15 protein-coding genes are annotated in these 19943 nt (G+C 43.0%); all 15 read left to right on the plus strand.

Annotated features, from left to right (window positions below):
* The first annotated feature begins 205 nt into the window (after nt 1–205).
* The 15 genes from BJP37_RS08700 to BJP37_RS08770 all read left to right on the plus strand — a co-directional run bounded on the left by BJP37_RS08700 (nt 206) and on the right by BJP37_RS08770 (nt 19795).
* Nucleotides 206–1078, plus strand: a complete 873-nt coding sequence (locus BJP37_RS08700) for a Pvc16 family protein (protein ID WP_075898048.1) — start codon at nt 206–208, stop codon at nt 1076–1078.
* Between the two features lie 28 nt (nt 1079–1106).
* Complete coding sequence (locus tag BJP37_RS08705) at nt 1107–2315, plus strand: phage tail sheath family protein (protein ID WP_075898050.1); 1209 nt, start codon at nt 1107–1109, stop codon at nt 2313–2315.
* Between the two features lie 199 nt (nt 2316–2514).
* Entirely contained in the window at nt 2515–2940 is a 426-nt protein-coding gene (locus tag BJP37_RS08710) for a phage tail protein (RefSeq protein WP_075898052.1), read from the plus strand.
* Between the two features lie 39 nt (nt 2941–2979).
* Complete coding sequence (locus BJP37_RS08715) at nt 2980–3345, plus strand: hypothetical protein (protein WP_070396564.1); 366 nt, start codon at nt 2980–2982, stop codon at nt 3343–3345.
* A gap of 8 nt (nt 3346–3353) precedes the next feature.
* Nucleotides 3354–3530: a DUF6760 family protein gene (locus BJP37_RS44230; protein ID WP_330359488.1), complete on the plus strand. Its 177-nt coding sequence runs from the start codon at nt 3354–3356 to the stop codon at nt 3528–3530.
* Nucleotides 3531–3952: 422 nt separating this feature from the next.
* On the plus strand, nt 3953–7141 hold the full coding sequence (locus BJP37_RS08725; protein ID WP_143727530.1) for a hypothetical protein: 3189 nt from the start codon (nt 3953–3955) through the stop codon (nt 7139–7141).
* On the plus strand, nt 7132–7815 hold the full coding sequence (locus BJP37_RS08730) for a CIS tube protein (RefSeq protein WP_075898058.1): 684 nt from the start codon (nt 7132–7134) through the stop codon (nt 7813–7815). The genes BJP37_RS08725 and BJP37_RS08730 overlap by 10 nt, the downstream gene beginning before the upstream one ends.
* Before the next feature lie 270 nt (nt 7816–8085).
* A complete protein-coding gene (locus BJP37_RS08735) occupies nt 8086–9159 on the plus strand; it encodes a phage late control D family protein (RefSeq protein WP_075898060.1) in 1074 nt (357 codons plus the stop codon).
* Nucleotides 9156–9803, plus strand: a complete 648-nt coding sequence (locus tag BJP37_RS08740; RefSeq protein ID WP_070391988.1) for a phage baseplate assembly protein V — start codon at nt 9156–9158, stop codon at nt 9801–9803. The genes BJP37_RS08735 and BJP37_RS08740 overlap by 4 nt, the downstream gene beginning before the upstream one ends.
* 12 nt (nt 9804–9815) lie before the next feature.
* Nucleotides 9816–10211 (plus strand): PAAR domain-containing protein, encoded by a 396-nt coding sequence (locus BJP37_RS08745; RefSeq protein ID WP_075898062.1) that lies wholly within the window; start codon nt 9816–9818, stop codon nt 10209–10211.
* Nucleotides 10212–10353: 142 nt separating this feature from the next.
* Nucleotides 10354–10746, plus strand: coding sequence for a GPW/gp25 family protein (locus tag BJP37_RS08750; RefSeq protein WP_075905909.1), 393 nt, complete (start codon nt 10354–10356; stop codon nt 10744–10746).
* A complete protein-coding gene (locus BJP37_RS08755) occupies nt 10746–14675 on the plus strand; it encodes a putative baseplate assembly protein (protein ID WP_075898064.1) in 3930 nt (1309 codons plus the stop codon). The genes BJP37_RS08750 and BJP37_RS08755 overlap by 1 nt, the downstream gene beginning before the upstream one ends.
* A 12-nt stretch (nt 14676–14687) precedes the next feature.
* Nucleotides 14688–15701, plus strand: coding sequence for a baseplate J/gp47 family protein (locus tag BJP37_RS08760; protein ID WP_075898066.1), 1014 nt, complete (start codon nt 14688–14690; stop codon nt 15699–15701).
* 6 nt (nt 15702–15707) lie between these two features.
* Nucleotides 15708–16502, plus strand: a complete 795-nt coding sequence (locus BJP37_RS08765) for a phage tail protein (protein ID WP_075898068.1) — start codon at nt 15708–15710, stop codon at nt 16500–16502.
* A gap of 5 nt (nt 16503–16507) precedes the next feature.
* Nucleotides 16508–19795 carry a tail fiber domain-containing protein gene (locus BJP37_RS08770; protein ID WP_158069491.1) on the plus strand — a complete coding sequence of 1096 codons (3288 nt, stop codon included), beginning with the start codon at nt 16508–16510 and terminating at the stop codon, nt 19793–19795.
* The last annotated feature ends 148 nt before the right edge of the window (nt 19796–19943 follow it).

Consider the following 19943-nt stretch of genomic DNA (forward strand, 5'->3'; position numbering starts at 1 on the left):
TCAATTTTGGATTTCACAAACAAGTCACAAAATTTGGCTAGTCCAAATCGATTAGTTCAAATGAGCTAGTTGAATTTGACTAGCTAGAAAACGTGACTTGTAGAGGATGTTTAAAAGAATTAATAATAAATAAGTTTTCAAACACGCCCTAGCCTGTGAGAGTCTGGTGCGTGGCTGCTCAGTAAATCCAACCAGGTCAGTCAGGATGATTAGCGATCTGAGTCAAGTGTTGAGAAGAATTTTGGAACAGACCAGCCTATCGTCGAGGTTTCCAGAATTAGCGGAGGCTCAAATTTCCTTTGAGCGTCCCTCAGAAACGTTTAGTCCTGGACAGACGACGGTGAATTTATTTCTGTACGATATTCGGGAACACCTGGAACTACGTAATAATGAACCAACGATCGAGAGGCGCAATGGAGAGGCAATTATTCATAATCCTCCAAAGCGCATAGCCTGTTCTTATTTAGTAACAGCTTGGCCCATTGGTGGCGAAGAATTACCCCTGCAAGAACACCGATTACTCAGCCAAGTGCTGCAAGTATTCTTAGCCTATCCAACTATTCCAGAAATACCTTTTTTAGAAAATACCCGACTTGCTGGGCAAGAACCAGCCTTACCAATGGTAACTGCTCAACTAGATGGAGTACAAAGCACTGCTGAGTTTTGGACTGCATTGGGGAATCAATTACGTCCTTCCATCACAGTCACAGTAACCATTGCGATCAAGGAACTATTTGAGCCAGAGCCAACCCCCATTGTCATTACTCAAAATTGGCAATTAGGTGAGCGGATTTCACCATCCTCACCACCACTGGTGCCAGGCACCGAACAACAATTTTTCCGGATTGGTGGGCGAGTTACGGATGCTGACAATAACCCTGTTGTAGGCGCAACGGTTATTTTGGTTGAGCGTAATCTCAGGGCAGCCACTGATAGAGATGGAAACTATAGCATCGGGTCAATTCCTGCTGGTGCTTATACCTTACGGGTGCAGTTAGACGATGGTGTACAGGAGGTTACTATCACTATCCCAGTAGAATCCCCAGCAAGTAATTACAACTTAGAGTTACAGCAGTAATTTTTGTGATGATCAAGGAGTAAGAATTATGCCACAGTATCTTTCGCCAGGCGTATATGTTGAATACGTGCCACCCGCTTCCCTACCTGTTGCTGGAGTTGCAACCAGTGTCGCTGGGTTTATTGGTGTGGTAGCTGATAATGTTACTATGCCACAGCAACCAGGACAGTTTCAAAATGATAGTGATGGTAACCCTGTTTTAGATGATCAGGGTAATCCTGTTCCTGCCCCGTATGAGCTGACGACCGCAGGTGAACCAACATTAATTACCAGTTGGGAAGAGTTCAAAACTAGGTTTGGTGATTTCCAAGAGGGCAATAAAATCTTAGCCCATGGGGTGTATGGCTTCTTCTTCAACGGAGGTTCCCGTTGTTATGTACTGCGGGTTGCCGCTGCAACAGACATTGATAACCCGGCTGAAGAGTTAGAGAAGTTTGAAACAGTTGATGAAATCACCATTGTTGCCGTCCCTGGAGCAATCAGTGATATTCAACACACTGCTATCATTGCTCACTGCGCCAAGATGGGAGATAGAGTGGCCATCTTAGATGGTGATGCAGATCAAGAACCTAGCAATGTAAGCGGTATCCGTCCTGTTGGTCGTAGTCAGCAAGCCAGCTATGCTGCTATCTACTATCCTTGGATTAAAGTCTTTGATCCCGTTAGCAATGCCCCAGATACTATACCTCCTAGTGGTCATCTTGCTGGAATCTATGCTCGTAATGATGCCACCCGGGGAGTGTTTAAAGCACCTGCTAACGAAGTTATTGTTAATGCCCTCGATGTCAGTCGTCCCATTAGTAAAGCCCAGCAGGATGGTTTAAATCCGGAAGGGATTAACGTTATCCGTTCTTTCAAAGGCACCATTAAAGTCTGGGGAGCCCGGACTATGGCAGATGATGCTAATGCTGATTTTCGCTACGTCAGTACCCGTCGCTATTTCAACTACCTACAAGAATCTATTGATGATGGTACTCAATTTGCTGTCTTTGAACCGAATAATCTAGCCCTGTGGCAACGGATTAAACGGACAGTAGGTGACTTCTTGTTAAATGAATGGCGCGATGGAGCTTTGTTTGGGGAAACACCAGAGCAAGCTTTCTTTGTTAAATGTGACGCGGAAACCAATCCCAAAGAAGTAAGAGAGTTAGGCCAAGTCGTTGCCCTGATTGGGGTAGCCATTGTCAAGCCTGCGGAATTTGTTATCTTCCGCATCCAGCAAACCGCTGGTGAGTAATAAGCGCATTTATATCTGGGTTGTAAACACGCGAATTGCCGAAAAAGGCAAAAGGCAAAAGGCTTGCATACAAAAGGCAAAAGGCAAGAGGGGAAAGAGATCCGGAGTTTTATTTTAAAATAAAAAAATATCTCCTAGGTTTACATCTCCTCAACGAAACCCTATAAACTTTTGAACTAACTGGAAAGGAGATTTAGTCATGGCAAGAGTTGATCCCTATAAGAACTTTCGTTTCCTGATGGAAATTGATGGTATTGTTCAGGCAGGATTTTCTGAATGTAGTGGTTTTGGTTCTGAAGTAGAAGTCGTTGAATATCGTGAAGGTGGAGACGATGCTACAGTACGTAAGCTGCGAGGGAAAGCCAGTTACCCTGATATTTCCCTGAAATGGGGAATAACCGATTCCCGTGAACTCTATGACTGGCACTTAGCCGCAGTCAATGGAGAGGTTGAACGCAAAAATGGTTCCATCATTCTGCTTGATGATACCGGACAGGAGAAAGTACGCTGGAACTTCTTTAACGCCTGGGCTAGTAAGTATGAAGCACCTAGTTTGGATGCCAAAGGAAGTGATGTTGCCATTGATACCCTTACCGTGAGTTGTGAACGTCTGGAGCGGGTATAAATTATGACTAATCTCACCATGATGCCTGAGCAAGCAACAATGCTGCAAACTGAGTATGAGTTTACATTACCAGCAGGTTATGTGGACAAACAGGGGAATTTACATCGGGAAGGGACAATGCGATTGGCAACGGCTGCTGATGAAATTGTGCCCCTGAAAGACCCTCGCGTACAATCTAATCCAGCCTATTTAATTGTCATTCTGCTATCTCGGGTGGTCACCCGCATCGGTTCTGTTGAAATGATTAACCCAAAAGTGATTGAAGGGTTATTTGCCTCAGACTTGGCTTATTTGCAGGATCTTTACAATCGGATCAATGGCAATGGCATGCGATCGCTTCAGATTATCTGTCCCCACTGTGAAAAAGATTTTGCCGTGGAACTAGATATGTCGGGGGAATATTAGGCTACCCCCTGGATCAACTCCATCAGGAGGTAGCCTATCTGGCCTACCACTTTCATTGGCACTATGAATCCATCATGGCCATGGAACACAGTCAGCGACGACGGTGGGTGGAGGAAATTGCCCAGATTAATCGACGTTTGAATGCCCAAACCGGTCAGATAGATTTTATAGCAAGGGAAGTATAGTTTAGGACATAGTATTTTGGTGTGAAGGGAACAGGGAACAGGGAACAGGGAACAGAAATATGTCTTAACCTTTACTTCGACTGCTATATCTAAAGGCTCATAGGACTTACGAAGTTGAGTTGGTTTTGCCCCCCTAACCCCCCAATTTTGGGGGGGAATGATGTCAAAGTCCCCCAGAATTGGGGGATTTAGGGGGCTTTGCGTAAGTCCTGGCTCAGAGAAATAGCGATCGCTATTTCTCTGAGATCTTGCACCAGTACAAACAAACTTAATAACGACAGTGATAACAATTAATTTCAGTACTGAAATAGTCAAATTTTATCACTGTTCCCTGTTCCCTGTTCCCTGTTCCCTACCTTGACAGGTAAATTTTCAACTTGGTGCAAGACCCCAGTTCAAAAGTTGACTATTGCAACAAAACAATGGAAGATTCTCCTTACAGTTCAACCTTAGGGCAACGTCTACAGCGGCGACTGGTTAAACCTGCTGGGGTCATTAATACCCAGCAGTTACATTCTCATTACCAAGCTACTCAAAGCACAGCGGGAAGACTTGTACAAAAGTCCATGTTACCGGAACAAGTAAAATTCCGTTATGGTTCTGGAATTTTGCAGCCTACAGCTATCATGTCACGTCTTCAGCGACAGCGCACAGAATCAGCCGACGGTTTTGATGGGCAATGGCGAGTCAATCCTGACGGCTATTCAGGAACGGGAAAAACAGCTCAAACCTTTGTGCAGACTCAACCAAGAGCATTTCATAATAGTAGGGACAATAGTAGGAAAATTGTAGGGAAAAGTCCGACAGCAATAGGCGTTGCTGATTCTGGGTATGATTCCGCCCCCCTAGCCCCCCAATTCTGGGGGGAACAAAACTCTGAAAGTCCCCCAAAGTTGGGGGATTTAGGGGGCTTGACCAAAACCAGACGATCGCCCATTCATACTTCAATTCAGCAACGCCCAGCAATATCCCAGAAAGTAACAGTAATGACCAAGCCATTGGTCAAAGAAACTAACCACAACCAGACTACAAGCCCAGTTTCATTGGTAGAAAAAAAGCCTAAGTCTGCTTCCTCTAGTCCCCTTGGGAAGACAATTAACAAAACTGGGGAGAAGGGAAGTAGGGGAGGAACACAACCACAGCTTAAGATTAATCGCAAAGCAACGTTGGCAGAAGTTAATACCTTATCACGTCATGAGTCTCATACTGTACAAGCGCAAAGAGATACTAAATCTAGTACTAAATCTAGTACTAAATCGAGTACTAATCCTACAGTAACTCAAACTCAACCTGAAACCAGTAGCTCTTCGTCACCTCCCTACCCTGAAAAATCGGGAACGTTGCGGATTAGTCGAAAAGCAACCATGACAGCAGCTAATGCTAGTCATGTTGCTAGAGTTCAAAGTAAATCTATTCCAGATCTACCTCTTGCTCAAACCAATAGTCCATCATCTTCAAGTACAGTTTCCAGAAAAGAGGATAACGAGGAGACTGTAATTCAAACCAAAATTTCGCCCTTACAGCCCAAATCAGGTCAGATTACCTCTCCAGGTGATTCTTTTCAAAACTCAGCTCAAGATTTACCTCTAGCTAAAACTACAAGTGCATCATCCCCAACTACAGTGTCTAGAAAAGAGGATAACGATGATACTGTAATTCAAGCTAAACTCTCGCCAAGTTCTGGTAAACTAATCTCTGAAAGTCCCACCATAAGTAAAGCTAGTCATTCCCAAACTATAAGTCACAGTAACTCTAGTCCAGATTTACCTCTAGCTAAAACGGCAAGTACCTCATCCCCAAGTCAAGTATCTAGAAAAGAGGATAGCTCAGATACAGTAATTCAAGCTAAACTCTCGCCAACTTCCGGTAAACTAATCTCTCAAAGTCCCACCATAAGTAAAGCTAGTCATTCCCAAACTATAAGTCACAGTAACTCTAGTCCAGATTTACCTCTAGCTAAAACAAATAGTCCATCATCCCCAACTACAGTATCTAGAAAAGAGGATAGCTCAGATACAGTAATTCAAGCTAAACTCTCGCCAACTTCCGGTAAACTAATCTCTCAAAGTCCCACCATAAGTAAAGCTAGTCATTCCCAAACTATAAGTCACAGTAACTCTAGTCCAGATTTACCTCTAGCTAAAACTACAAGTGCATCATCCCCAAGTCAAGTATCTAGAAAAGAGGATAACGATGAGACTGTAATTCAAGCTAAACTCTCGCCAACTTCTGGTAAACTAATCTCTCAAACTCCCACCCTAAGTAAAGCTAGTAATTCCCAAACTATAAGTCACAGTAACTCTACTCCAGATTTACCTCTGGCTAAAACTACAAGTGCATCATCCCCAAGTCAAGTATCTAGAAAAGAGGATAACGATGAGACTGTAATTCAAGCTAAACTCTCGCCAACTTCTGGTAAACTAATCTCTCAAACTCCCACCCTAAGTAAAGCTAGTAATTCCCAAACTATAAGTCACAGTAACTCTACTCCAGATTTACCTCTGGCTAAAACTACAAGTGCATCATCCCCAAGTCAAGTATCTAGAAAAGAGGATAACGATGAGACTGTAATTCAAGCTAAACTCTCGCCAAATTCCGGTAAAATAATCTCTCAAAGTCCCACCATCACTCAAGCTAGTCATTCCCAAACTATAAGTCACAGTAACTCTAGTTCAGATTTACCTCTGGCAAAAACGAATAATCCATTATCCCCAAGTCAAGTATCTAGAAAAGAGGATAGCGAGGATACAGTAATTCAAGCTAAACTCTCTCCAAATTCTGGTAAACTAATCTCTCAAAGTCCCACCCTAAGTAAAGCTAGTAATTCCCAAACTATAAGTCACAGTAACTCTAGTCTAGATTTACCTCTGGCAAAAACTACAAGTGCCTCATCCCCAACTACAGTATCTAGAAAAGAGGATAACGATGAGACAGTAATTCAAGCCAAAATTATCCCGAATCAGCCCAAATCAGGTCAGATTACCTCTCAAGGTTATACCATAAGTAAAGCTAGTCATTCCCAAACTATAACTCACAGTAAATCTAGTCCAGATTTACCTCTCGCTAAAACAAATAGTCCATCATACCAAAGCACGATTCAAGCTAAAAATCAACCTTTAAGTAAAGGAATTATCCAAACCAAACTAGCAGAAAAAAACTATCAACCAACTGATATAATACAAAAACAGCAGGGAAATTTACCTGTACAACTATCCCAAAAAAACTCAATTGCTAGTAACCCTAGTGTAGTTTCCACAACCCCTACCCAGTTATATTCCTCATCTGAGTTAAACAGGGTTTGGCTGAAAACTACTAATACCATAGAGGCTAGTAAAGGGTTATCAACCACAAGCTCCAATCATCAGAAACTGCCTCTACCTCTAGCAATCACGCAAATAAAAACAAATGGAGCGATCGCACGTCAAACCAATGCAGTGGAAAACTCTACGGTTCAAGCAAAGTCGGGAAATGCCACAACCCCGATGTCTACCCCAGAAACAGCATCAGCATCAGGGATAGATTTAACCAAAGTGGCTGAACAAGTCAGTCGTATTCTGGCTCGTAAACTAATGGTAGAAAGGGAACGTCGAGGAATCGGAAAATGGCATTAGTAAAACAAATATTAAGCAAGCTGACGATTACACCTTTAGAAAAAAAGGGGGCTGCAATTTCAGTACAATTCAATCCAGAATCTTATTCTATCAGTAAAACAGTCAACTGGGGACCAGTGGACAACTCCACTGGAGAAGAATGCAAAACCCAAAGAAAGGTTAATGCCCCCACTGTGGACTTTAAAGGAGGAGGTAGTCGTCAGCTAACGTTGGAACTGTTTTTCGATGTCACTGAAAGCCTTATTTTTCAGGATGTGCGACAAGAAACCAACAAAATTGTGGCTCTAACTCGCATTGAGCGAGATGAACAGCATCCGCCAGTTTGTGAAATTTCTTGGGGTGGCGCTCCTGTTGGTTCCGATTTCCCTTTTATTGGTGTCATTACCAGTTTGACCCAAAACTTCACCCTCTTTAAAGGCAATGGTCAACCCCTCAGAGCCAATTTAAACCTTACTGTCCTAGAATTTCTCGGTCCATTAGCAGACAAACGTCAAACTGATCCTGAACTCACCACTCGTATTATCAAGGGTGGCGATACCTTAAGCGATATATCAGCCCAATTTTACCGGAATCCTAAACTTTGGCGCATTATTGCCGAAGCTAATCAACTTGATGATCCACGTAACTTAGAAAAGTACATTGGTCAAACCTTAACTATCCCAAAATTAGGTTGAGAGGAATGATATATAGCATTTCTGTAAGCTATCAGCTATCAGCTATCAGCTATCAGCTAATGCGCTACGCGCACGCTACTTGAGGTGCTAATAGGTCATGAACAATCTTGCTGATTTTTCATAACACCAAAAAATCCTCCAAGCTCTTTCAGAATGCTCCCTGCTCCCTGCTCCAAAAATCCCTATATACTTGATTAACTCTTGCCTTTTGCCTCTTGCCTCTTGCCTTTCCCTAAGGGATTCTGTTCACAACTCAAATAGAAATGATCTATGCCAGTTGCTAACCGCGAAAGCCCTCTTGTTCCTAATTTTGAGATTATCATCAACGGCTCACCGTTGCCTGTGGAAGCGGAATTGCACGTCATTAGTCTTACCGTTGACCATGATGTGAAATTACCAGGCATGTTTACACTGGAACTTACAGATTCAGATACTAAGCAAGAAGAAACGACTTGGATTGATGACGAAAAACTCTTTGCCATTGGCAATGTTGTAGAAGTTAAACTCGGCTATGATGATGATTTAGAAACCCTAATTATTGGCGAAATTACTGGCATAGACCCAGAATTTGCCTTTGATAGACTGCCCAGATTAACAGTGCGGGGTTATGACCGTCGCCATCGTCTCCAGCTAGGTAAAAAAACCCAAACGTTCCTCCAGCAGAAAGATAGTGATATTGCTGCCAAAATTGCCAGGGATGCAGGACTCACGGCTAAAGTTGAAGATAGCCAGGTAGTGCATGAATATATTTTACAAGCCGAGCAAACGGACATTGAGTTTTTGCAACAGAGAGCCAAACGGATTAACTACGAAGTAGTTGTTGAAGATAAAACCCTATTTTTCCGACCTGTAGGTAATGCCGAAAGTGAGATTCTAACCCTGAGCTTTGAGGATGACTTGATGGAATTTTATCCCCATTTGTCTTCTATGGGCCAAATAAGTGAGTTAACAGTGCGGGGTTGGAATCCTAAAGAAAAGCAAGAGATTGTTGGACAAGCAAAGGTTGGGGATGAAGTTTCAAAAATGGGGGGACAAAAAAGTGGTGCTGCCCTGGTTAAAGACGCTTTTAGTACAGCAGTTGTCCAAGTAAGCGATCGCCCAGTATTAACTCAAGCAGAAGCAGATCAATTTGCCAAAGCCCGCTTCAATAATGTCGCACTGACCTTAGTTACTGGTGAAGGGGTTTGTTGGGGGCGTACAGATTTACGAGCAGGCAAAGTCATCAAGATTGAGGGCTTAGCAAAACGCTTCAACGGTCAGTATTATGTCACTGCCACTGTTAATCATTATCACGCCCAGTCGGGATATCGTACCCATTTTACAGCTCGGAGGAATAGCACATGAAGTTATTTGACCTATTAACTGATACGGGGCAAAGGGAAGCTCATGCTTCTCGTATTTATGGTGTCGTAGTTGGTGTAGTTACCAACAATGAAGACCCAGAAGGACTAGGTCGGGTTAAAGTGAAATACCCCTGGCTAAGTGATGAAGACGAAAGTGACTGGGCGCGAATAGCTACACTAATGGCAGGAAATGAAAGAGGGATTTATTTTTTGCCAGAAGTAGATGACGAAGTATTAGTAGCTTTTGAACATGGTGATGTACGCTTGCCCTATATTATCGGGTCTTTGTGGAATGGTAAAGAATTACCACCAGCAACTAATGAAGATGGTGCTAATAATATCCGGGTAATCAAATCCCGTAGCGGTCATGTAATCCGTCTTAATGATGAAGAGGGGGCAGAAACTATTGAAATTGTGGATAAAACCGAGAAAAATAGTATTATTTTTGATACAGCTAACAACACCATTGCTATTACCACCGATGGCGACATTACTTTATCAGCATCTCAAGGTAATATTAAACTAGAGGCACAAAATATTGAAATCAAATCTTCAGCAGATACCAAAGTTGAATCCGGTGCAGCAATGGATATTAAAGCCAGCAGCACCATGAATCTTAAAGGTCAAACTATTAATCTCAACTAGTCTAATTTAATTATGGGACAACCAGCAGCCAAACAAGGGGATCAAATTACCGCTATTGATACTCATATTGTGATCGTGCCGGGAGCACCTCCGACACCAACTCCCCTACCTCATCCTTTTACGGGCATTATCAATGGCAACCTCAGCAGTGATGTCAACATTATGGGAATGCCAGCAGCAACTGTAGATAGCACTGCGGATAATACCCCACCTCATATTCCCACACCTCCTGGCACTTCCTTTCAAAGTCCTCCTGCTAATAAAGGAACCATTAAAATTGGTAGCCCAACGGTAAAAATTAACGGTAAACAAGCAGCCAGAAATGGAGATATTGCTGAGACTTGTAATGATCCGGCAGATGCACCAGTGGGGCAAGTAATCGCAGTAGGTACGGTGTTTATAGGCTGAAAAGGAGAAGATGGTATCCCCCCTAACCCCCCTTAATAAGGGAGATGAGATCCCCCCTAACCCCCCTTAATAAGGGGGGGATATGATTCCCTGTTCCCTGTTCCCTGTTCCCTGTTCCCTAAAACCTATTGAAAAACGCTATATGTCTAAACCATTTTTAGGTGTTGGAGTAGGATTTCCCATCAGTTTAGATACTAAGGGAGATTTCCAACTTGCGGAATATGAAGAGAGTGTGCGCCAGTCAATCGTAATTATCCTTGGTACTGCCAAAGGCGAGCGAGCCATGCGTCCCGACTTTGGTTGCAGCATTTATGACTTAGTTTTTGAGCCCAATTCACCTGCCACTGCTGGTAAAGTATCCCAAGCTATACAGGAAGCCCTACTGTTCTTTGAACCCCGCATTGATGTTATAGATGTGCGCGTTCAATCCCCTATTCCAGAACAAATGCTGGTCAATATCGACTATCAAGTGCGAGCAACCAATAATGTTTTTAACCTAGTTTATCCATTTTATCTAGAAGGGAGTGCAGGTTGATGGTTAAACTAGCGCCCAAAATTGATCAACGGACAGCAAAGGATATTGCCGATCAAGTTCTCTATGGACAAAATTCCTGTAAAGTAGTGATTTTTGCCTTCTCGCTCCTTATACAGAGCAGGTTATATCGACTCGCATTACTACTTCAGGAATTTAGAAAACATACAGATACAGGAGAAACTAAACCTCTTCAGGAACTTATCAAACACTATACAGGAAAAACTCAACCTGTTCAAGGAAGGAGTGCTGCTATAGTTAATATCTTTGCCCGTTTTGCCGAGATAATTATCGAGCGACTCAATCAAGTTCCCGATAAAAACTTCTTAGCCTTTTTAGATTTATTAGGAGCGTCTCGCTTACCACCCCAACCAGCACGAGTACCCTTGACATTTTCCTTAGCTGCCGGAACTACCGTTGATGCAGTAGTCCCAAAAGGGACACAAGTTGCTGCACCTCCAGCGGAAGGAGAACAAGACCCTGTTATTTTTGAAACTGAACGGGAATTGGTAGTAACAGCCGCAAAATTAGACTCTGTTTTTGTGCGGGATCCAGAACAGGATTTGTATAGCGATCGCAGTTCAATTATTACTACCCCAGCATCACCAGGTGTTGATATTTTTCGGGGCAACCAACCAATTGAACATATTTTATATATCGGACATAGCAAACTTTTAGGGTTTGCTGAAATTGATACCTTTAAAGTAACGATTAATTTCTCAAAAGCTCTTGGTGAAGGGGGAAAGATAAAATGGCAAATTTGGCAGGAAACGGAAGATGGAGCTAATTGGCAAGATATTACACCGAGGAATGATGAAACTCAAGGCTTGAGGAGCCGTGGCGATCGCGACATTCAATTTAGTAATATTACGGCTTTACCGTTAACTACTGTTAATTCAGTAACTAGTCGTTGGCTTCGCTGCCGGTTAGTAACTCCCATTACCCTTGCCGATGAATCTTCAACGGACATGGTATCTGCTAATGAGCTACCAGAAATTGATGAGATAAAAATTGAAGCGAGTATTAGTTCTAGCAACCTATTAATTGAAACAGGCTTTACCAATCAATCTCCATTAGATTTGACTAAAGATTTTTTTCCTTTTGGCGAAAAACCTAAGTTTGGAACTACATTATATTTGGCAAATAGCCAGGCTTTTTCTCAGGATAAGGCTGAGGTTACTCTTAATATTCGTTTTACGAGTCCAGCTTCCGGAATTCCACCAACATTGACTGATGGTGAGCCAAAACTGAAATGGGAATTTTGGAACGGCAAAAAGTGGATGGCAATTGGAACTTCCACCCTTGAAGGGGGATTGCCAGCTAATTCTAACCAAACCTTTGAGGACACCACCAAGGCTTTCACTATCACAGGATACTTCGATCAGGTTTTATTATTTAGCGAGGAACAGTACATCGATCTGACAGAAGAAGCAATATCCTCGGATACAACAGGATTTGAACTGAACAAGAATACTGGTGATATTCTTTATGTGGGAGCAACTGAGACTTTTAAAGATATTAATTTTAGTCTAGCTACTAAAGGCACAAACTATACGTTAACCTTTGAATACTTTAAGGGCTCGGAATGGACTCAGCTTACAAAAGACAATAATAACCTCAAGGATAATACCTCAAATTGGACGGCTGATAGCCGTGTTGAATTTGCGATTCCCACGGATTGGCAACAGACAAATATCAATGACGCCAATCTATATTGGATTCGGATAAAAACAAGTACATCACCGACAAATATTACCCAAGCGCTCCAACTTAACCAAGGTTATGTGCGTTTCACTTTTCCTGAACCGCCTGTTCCCACAATGGTTAACGGAGTAGAAGATTTTTGGATTCGGGTGCGAATTAGTTCCGGTAATTATGGTAGAGAAGCTCGCTACGAGCGCATTGTCCCAACACCAGAGCCACCAGCACCAGAATATCGATTCATTGAGGCAACTTTTGCTCCGCCATCAATTAGCTCAATTGGAGTTAGCTATACATTAACAATATCAGAAGAACCAGAAGCTCTTTTGACCTACAATGATTCAGTTTACTCAAGTAACCTAGTTAAACGTATTGACAGCAAAAATAAAATAATTCCTTTTCAAAGAACCGAACTTGATGAAAAAGCTTTCTATCTGGGCTTTAGTTTACCATTAGCTAGAACAGAATTTACAAATCGTAAGATCAGCCTGTTTAACTGGGTGAATGAGGTTAAATATGGAGAAAAATTAGTACCATTTTTACCAAATAAAAGCAAAAAAAATGGAGAACCTGGCTCACTAGTTATCCATAATTTTTGCCTGACTAATAATATATCATTAGCCGGATTTGAGGTTAAGATTTTCGGCACAAATTGGGAACATAATGTGCCGGACTTATTAGATAGAGAAGCTAATTCAGAACAGGAATTAGAAATCCGTTTAGAAATTCCTGCTGATGCAAAATTAGAAGATAAAGATCGCGGGTTTTTACAAATTAGTCAAGACAATAATTCATCAATTGTTTACAATGCAGTCTTCGAGACAATTGTAGGTACACAATTGCCTCAAACTGAACAAGTTCAACTATTATGGGAATATTGGGATGGCCAAGCATGGCAACAACTAACCATAAGAGATGAAACGGAAAACTTTACCCGTTCCGGTTTAATTGAATTTCTGCCACCAGGGGATTTTTCACCAAAGGAAGACTTTAATTTACCTCCCCGTTATTGGCTGCGGGTTAAATGGTTCAAGGGTGACTACGACGTTGAACCTAGGCTGAAACAAGTACTGCTGAATACTACCATGGCAGCACAAACAGCTACGATCCAAAAGGAAATTGTTGGCTCCAGTGACGGGACTGAAAATCAAACGTTTCAGACAACTAGTCAGCCAATATTAGCAGGTCAAGAGCTGGAAGTGCGGGAACCGGAAATACCTTCTGCCCTAGAAAAGGACAAAATTCTCCTTGAAGAAGGGGAAAAGGCTATTACGGTTACTACTAATGACACCGGAAGACCGCAAGAGATTTGGGTCCGTTGGCATCAAGTTCCGGATTTCTATCAATCAGAACCACGGGATCGCCATTATGTCTTTGATAATCTTACCGGAAAAATCACCTTTGGGGATGGACGCAATGGACTGATTCCTCCTCCTGGTCAAGGCAATATCCGCATGAGTCGCTATCAAACTGGTGGTGGAACTGCTGGAAACAAACCGGCTGGAGCCATTGTCCAACTCAAAACCACAGTCCCCTATGTGGACAAAGTGATTAACCATCAAGCAGCAGCAGGGGGGGCCCAAGCGGAAAGCCTTGAATCCCTAATCGAGCGGGCACCTAAGGAAATTCGCCATCGTCAGCGTGCTGTGACTAGGGAAGACTACGAAGATTTAGCCAAGCTGGCTTCACCAGAGGTAAGCAGAGCCAAGTGTGTACCCTTAGCCAATTTGAAAACCAATCCCCTGGCTGGACTGGAGACCAAGCCGGATTCATCGGGAACAGTGAGTGTAATTATTGTACCCCGCTCCACGGAAGCTAAACCCCTACCCAGTTTGGAGCTAATCAAGCGCGTCCAAAACTACCTACAAGCCTACACCGAACCCACAGTGGCAATCTCTGTAGTGGGCGCTCTCTATGTCCGTGTCAATATTACCACTGAAATTGCGGTTACTTCCCTAGAAGGATCTCGTGAGGTAGCACAAACAGTGGAACAAACCTTAGCTAGTTTTCTGCATCCCCTCACGGGGGGTTTTGACGGAATGGGTTGGAATTTTGGTCGTCAACCCTATAAATCGGACTTATACCGACTACTGGAGAGAGTGCCGGGAGTAGACCATGTTTCTAGCTTGGAGGTGAATGACATCGAAGAACTAGAAGGTGCTAGCCAGACTAATCGCTTTTTAGTCTATTCCGGCAACCACACCATCACTTTAACCTTTGTGGAATCCTGAGGAGGGTAGCTCATGCCAATAGAATTGCCTAATCTTGATGACCGCACCTATGACGACTTGGTGCAAGAAGCCCTGGGTATGATTCCCAGCTATGCCCCGAAATGGACTAATCACAATCCTTCTGATCCTGGTATTACCGTCATTGAGCTGTTTGCCTACCTTACCGAAATGCTGCTCTATCGGCAAAATCGGGTGACAGAGGCCAATATGCGGATGTTTTTACAACTGCTGAATGGACCAGATTGGCAGCAAACCAAGGATTTACAGACAGAGATTAAAGAGGCAATTACCCAAGTACGCGATCGCTACCGAGCCATCACCTGTGCCGACTTTGTGGAATTAGCCCGAGAAATGAAACCAAATGATGCAGATGATACCGTTGCCAGGGCACACTGTATACCTCGACGTAACCTTGATTCGGAAAATGCCTTAGTCGAAAATACCTTAGTCGAACCTGTGGATCAACCAGGTCATGTGAGTATTGTGATTATCCCCGACAGCAATAATCGTGAAAATAGCCCCCCTCAACCAAGCTCAAGGCTGATTAACGAGGTAAAAAACCACTTAGAAGAACGGCGATTGATTGGCACGGCAATCCATGTAGTTATGCCACGGTACATCACCCTTAGCATCAGATTAACCATACACCTCAACCGAGAAGCAGACGTAGCAACCACTAGGACCAACATAAATAACGCACTGGAAAACTTTTTCGATCCCCTACCAAATCCTGACAATCCTCAAGGTTGGCCATTTGGTCGAAATGTTTATGTTTCGGAAGTTTATCAACTACTTGATGAACTAGAAGGTGTGGATTATGTAGAAAAAACCAACCAGGAAGATAAAGAGCAAGACGAAGTATTTTTTCCTCGTCCTGATGCCATAAACAATCAACAACGCCTAGTTAAAACCAACGGACAGCTAAGTGCCATCGAGGTCAAACCAGAAGAACTAGTGTATTTAGATCTTACCGCCAGCGATATAGACATCATATCCCCCTTAGAAACCCTTGATTTCAACGGTTAAAAACCAATGAAAAACTCAGCCCGTTACCCCAGTAAACTTTTAGACTATCTGCCAGAGATTTATCAAAGCGATCCTTTCGTTGGTCAATTTTTACTACCCTTTGAAAATATTCTTTTGGGTCGTGCACATGGGATCAACTTTTGTGAGCAGGGTTTAGAAGAAAATATTGCCCGTATTTCTAATTACTTCCATCCCAAAAAAACACCCCCAGACTTTCTGCCCTGGTTATCTAGCTGGGTAGCGTTGAGTCTCAGAGCAGATTTAGATGTCCAAAAACAACGGAATTTTCTGGCCAATACCGTCAGACTGTATCGTTTTCGAGGGACTAAAGACAATTTACAAGAACTGCTAGAATTATTTCTAGAGGACGAGGAAAAAGTCACCATTATCGACGCTTCCAATGCCGAATTTCAAATTGGTGACACCCAACTCCTGGAGCCCGAAAACCCAATTGACCCCGAAGAAATTCCAATTTACCCGGAAGGACTTCCCTCGCGATCGCTCCTGGGTAGAGGCACTTACCTTGGTGGTGGTATCCCCCACTTTTTTATAGTAAGAATTACTCCAGCTCAAGGATTAAACCCAGAGCAACTCAAACGACAAATAGAAATCGCTAATGCCATCATCGAACAGGAAAAACCAGCCCATAGCAAGTACAGACTAGAAATTATTTACACCACGCAGATTGGTGGTACTTTTGATTCTGATTCTGATTCTGAAGAAGTTACGGGTTCCCAGATTGGAATTAATACTATTTTGGGCAATATTACCGAAAATGACGAATCTATCTTAGGAGAGTAATGATTATGAAATATATTCAACGTCCCAATTACTTTACTTCCCAGTTTCTATTAGAAAAAGACTTTAACGATGAGCAAACCTACCATCGTGACATGCGCCTGCGTCACAATAGCTTACTCCATGAATGGGGTGTGGTGGAAGGATTAAAAGTAACCAGAGCCGAGCCGAAAAAAATTGCGGTTAGTGAGGGCATGGCCATTGATAAATATGGTCGAGAAATTATTCTTTTACCCGATTGTACAGTACCGGACACGATTAACACGATTAACTTAGATGTAGATGTATTAGAACCCAATACAACTATTGAAATTACCGTCATCTATGATGAAATTAAGGATGATGGTGACGAAGTAGCGGTAGGTAATGATAAAAAATACACTCGCACCTCTGAACGTCCCAAGTTTGTCATTTACGGGAGTAAAACAAGTAAAGACAATCTCCAAGACGGTAATGTAGATGTAAAAACTGGTTTTGCCCCTACCGATGATAATGTGATTCTGTTGGCACAGGTGACCCTAGACAACAACGGTGAGGTTACTGAAAATGCAGTGGATAATTCTGTACGCAAGCTTGCTGGTGCTAAGTTATCTAACCTCGATAAGTTAGAGGTAGATGGTATCATTTCCGCCAAAAACTTAAATCTGACAGAAAATTCAACCATCGATGGTGACCTGACAGTGAATGGAAACCTGGAAGTAATAGGGAATGTGATTGCCCGTGATACCGAGCATATTGTTGGGGATGTGTCCTTGGGGGATGCGGATAATCATGAAGTGAAAGTTACAGGGGTAATTCGCTCAGGGCATTCATCTGGAGCCTTGAGGGTGGATGATGGGTTACATACCACTGGTGCTCTGACAGTGGATGGTAATGTTGGTATTGGCAAAAATAATCCTACGGAAAAATTAGAGGTAGCTGGAACTGTTAAAGCCACTAGGTTTGAAGGGGATGGTTCTGGTTTAACTGGTATTGGTGCTGGAAAGTGGTCTGATGGTGGTAGTAACGGTATTTACTATAACAATGGCAATGTAGGTATTGGTACAAATAGCACCTATGCTGAACTCACGGTTAACGGCTCAATCGGATTTGCCAACGGGACAGCCCCCATGATGTACATCCATCAAAGTGGTACAAACAATGCATCTCGACCAATCATTGCTCATTCCCCACGTTATCGAAACTGGGGAGTTGAATACCGAGATCAGGAAGATATAATGGTTTTTCAAGGAAGCGGACAACCAGTTTTATCAGTTGGTCTTCGTTCTAAAAAAGTTGGTATTGGCATTACAAATCCTACGGAAAAATTAGAGGTAGATGGAACTGTTAAAGCCACTAGGTTTGAAGGGGATGGTTCTGGTTTAACTGGTATTAGCGCTGGTGGCACAAAGTGGTCTGATGGTAGTAATAACAGTATTTACTATAACCATGGCAATGTAGGTATTGGGACAAATAGCACCTATGCTGAACTCACGGTTAACGGCTCAATCGGATTTGCCAACGGGACAGCCCCCATGATGTACATCCATCAAAGTGGTAAAAACAATGCACCTCGACCAATCATTGCTCATTCCCCATCTCATCCAAACTGGGGAGTTGAATACCGAGATCACGGAGATCTAATGGTTTTTCAAGGAAGCGGAGAACCCGTTTTATCAGTTGGTCTTGGTTCAAAAAAAGTTGGTATTGGCACCAATAATCCTAGGCAGAAATTAGAGGTAGCTGGAACTGTTAAAGCCACTAGGTTTGAAGGGGATGGTTCTGGTTTAACTGGTATTAGGGCTGGCGCTGAAACCAAGTGGTATGATGGTAGTAATAACAGTATTTACTATAACCATGGCAATGTAGGTATTGGTACAAATAGTACCTATGCTGAACTCACGGTTAACGGCTCAATCGGATTTGCCAACGGGACAGCCCCCATGATGTACATCCATCAAAGTGGTACAAACAATGCATCTCGACCAATCATTGCTCATTCCCCACGTTATCGAAACTGGGGAGTTGAATACCGAGAGCACGGAGATCTAATGGTTTTTCAAGGAAGCGGAGAACCCGTTTTATCAGTTGGTCTTGGTTATAAAAAAGTTGGTATTGGCATTACAAATCCTACGGAAAAATTAGAGGTAGCTGGAACTGTTAAAGCCACTAGGTTTGTAGGGGATGGTTCTGGTTTAACTGGCATTAGGGCTGGCAGTGAAACCAAGTGGTCTGATGGTAGTAATAACAGTATTTACTATAACCATGGCAATGTAGGTATTGGGACAAATAGCACCTATGCTGAACTCACGGTTAACGGCTCAATCGGATTTGCCAACGGGACAGCCCCGATGATGTACATCCATCAAAGTGCTAGAAACAATGCATCTCGACCAATCATTGCTCATTCCCCATCTCATCGAAACTGGGGAGTTGAATACCGAGAGCACGGAGATCTAATAGTTTTTCAAGGAAGCGGAGAACCCGTTTTATCAGTTGGTCTTGGTTCTAAAAAAGTTGGTATTGGCACCAATAATCCTAGGCAGAAATTAGAGGTAGCTGGAACTGTTAAAGCCACTAGGTTTGAAGGGGATGGTTCTGGTTTAACTGGTATTAGTGCTGGTGGCACAAAGTGGTCTGATGGTGGTAGTAACAGGATTTACTATAATGCTGGCAATGTCGGCATTGGCACAAATAATCCTACTCAAAAATTAGAAGTGGCTGGAAGCGTCAAGGCCATTGCTACTAATACGGGCAATAGAACGGCCTATGGAGTTCAAAGCGTTGTAGGAGGCAATCGCAATGGCACTAAATTTGGTTTGTATGCACAAGCAACAGGTGGTACCAGTGGTAGCCGATTTGGTGTCTACGGCAGAGCCGATGCTCATAATAATACCAGTGCAATTGTATACGGTGTCTACGGTCGTGCCAGAGGTGGCAAAACTAGTTATGCTGGCTACTTCGATGGTAATGCAAATGTAACAGGTCATTTAACATATCGCACTATTGGGCAAGTATCCTCACGAGAGTTGAAAGAGAATATTAATACCCTGGCCATAGAAGATGCTATAGAAACCCTGGAAGGACTCAATCCGGTCCAATTCAGCTACAAAAAAGATCACCAAAAAGAAACCCACATTGGATTTATTGCGGAAGATGTGCCGGATTTAGTGGCCAGTCATGATCGGAAAACCCTCAGTCCGATGGATATCGTGGCGGTTTTAACTAAAGTGGTGAAGGAGCAAAACAATACGATTTCCTTGCTAATGGAGAAGGTACAAACTTTGGAACAGAAAAGTCAATCTAGCGCTTTTTAGCCTAATCAGCTAAACAGAATTTTTTACTTCTTCCCTGCTCCCTGCTCCCTGCTCCCTGCTCCCTGCTCCCTGCTCCCTGCTCCCTGCTCCCTGCTCCCTGCTCCCTGCTCCCTGCTCCCTGCTCCCTGCTCCCTGCTCCCTGCTCCCT

Origin of the sequence: Moorena bouillonii PNG (genome assembly GCF_001942495.1) — a bacterium.
Lineage (GTDB): Bacteria > Cyanobacteriota > Cyanobacteriia > Cyanobacteriales > Coleofasciculaceae > Moorena > Moorena bouillonii.

What these genes read in the sequence shown, in the direction of transcription:
- BJP37_RS08725 (WP_143727530.1), top strand. Translation starts at nt 3,953, where the DNA reads ATGGAAGATTCTCCTTACAGTTCAACCTTAGGGCAACGTCTACAGCGG.
- BJP37_RS08735 (WP_075898060.1), top strand. Translation starts at nt 8,086, where the DNA reads ATGCCAGTTGCTAACCGCGAAAGCCCTCTTGTTCCTAATTTTGAGATT.
- BJP37_RS08745 (WP_075898062.1), top strand. Translation starts at nt 9,816, where the DNA reads ATGGGACAACCAGCAGCCAAACAAGGGGATCAAATTACCGCTATTGAT.
- BJP37_RS08700 (WP_075898048.1), top strand. Translation starts at nt 206, where the DNA reads ATGATTAGCGATCTGAGTCAAGTGTTGAGAAGAATTTTGGAACAGACC.
- BJP37_RS08705 (WP_075898050.1), top strand. Translation starts at nt 1,107, where the DNA reads ATGCCACAGTATCTTTCGCCAGGCGTATATGTTGAATACGTGCCACCC.
- BJP37_RS08740 (WP_070391988.1), top strand. Translation starts at nt 9,156, where the DNA reads ATGAAGTTATTTGACCTATTAACTGATACGGGGCAAAGGGAAGCTCAT.
- BJP37_RS08715 (WP_070396564.1), top strand. Translation starts at nt 2,980, where the DNA reads ATGCTGCAAACTGAGTATGAGTTTACATTACCAGCAGGTTATGTGGAC.
- BJP37_RS08765 (WP_075898068.1), top strand. Translation starts at nt 15,708, where the DNA reads ATGAAAAACTCAGCCCGTTACCCCAGTAAACTTTTAGACTATCTGCCA.
- BJP37_RS08770 (WP_158069491.1), top strand. Translation starts at nt 16,508, where the DNA reads ATGAAATATATTCAACGTCCCAATTACTTTACTTCCCAGTTTCTATTA.
- BJP37_RS08760 (WP_075898066.1), top strand. Translation starts at nt 14,688, where the DNA reads ATGCCAATAGAATTGCCTAATCTTGATGACCGCACCTATGACGACTTG.
- BJP37_RS08730 (WP_075898058.1), top strand. Translation starts at nt 7,132, where the DNA reads ATGGCATTAGTAAAACAAATATTAAGCAAGCTGACGATTACACCTTTA.
- BJP37_RS08710 (WP_075898052.1), top strand. Translation starts at nt 2,515, where the DNA reads ATGGCAAGAGTTGATCCCTATAAGAACTTTCGTTTCCTGATGGAAATT.
- BJP37_RS08750 (WP_075905909.1), top strand. Translation starts at nt 10,354, where the DNA reads ATGTCTAAACCATTTTTAGGTGTTGGAGTAGGATTTCCCATCAGTTTA.
- BJP37_RS08755 (WP_075898064.1), top strand. Translation starts at nt 10,746, where the DNA reads ATGGTTAAACTAGCGCCCAAAATTGATCAACGGACAGCAAAGGATATT.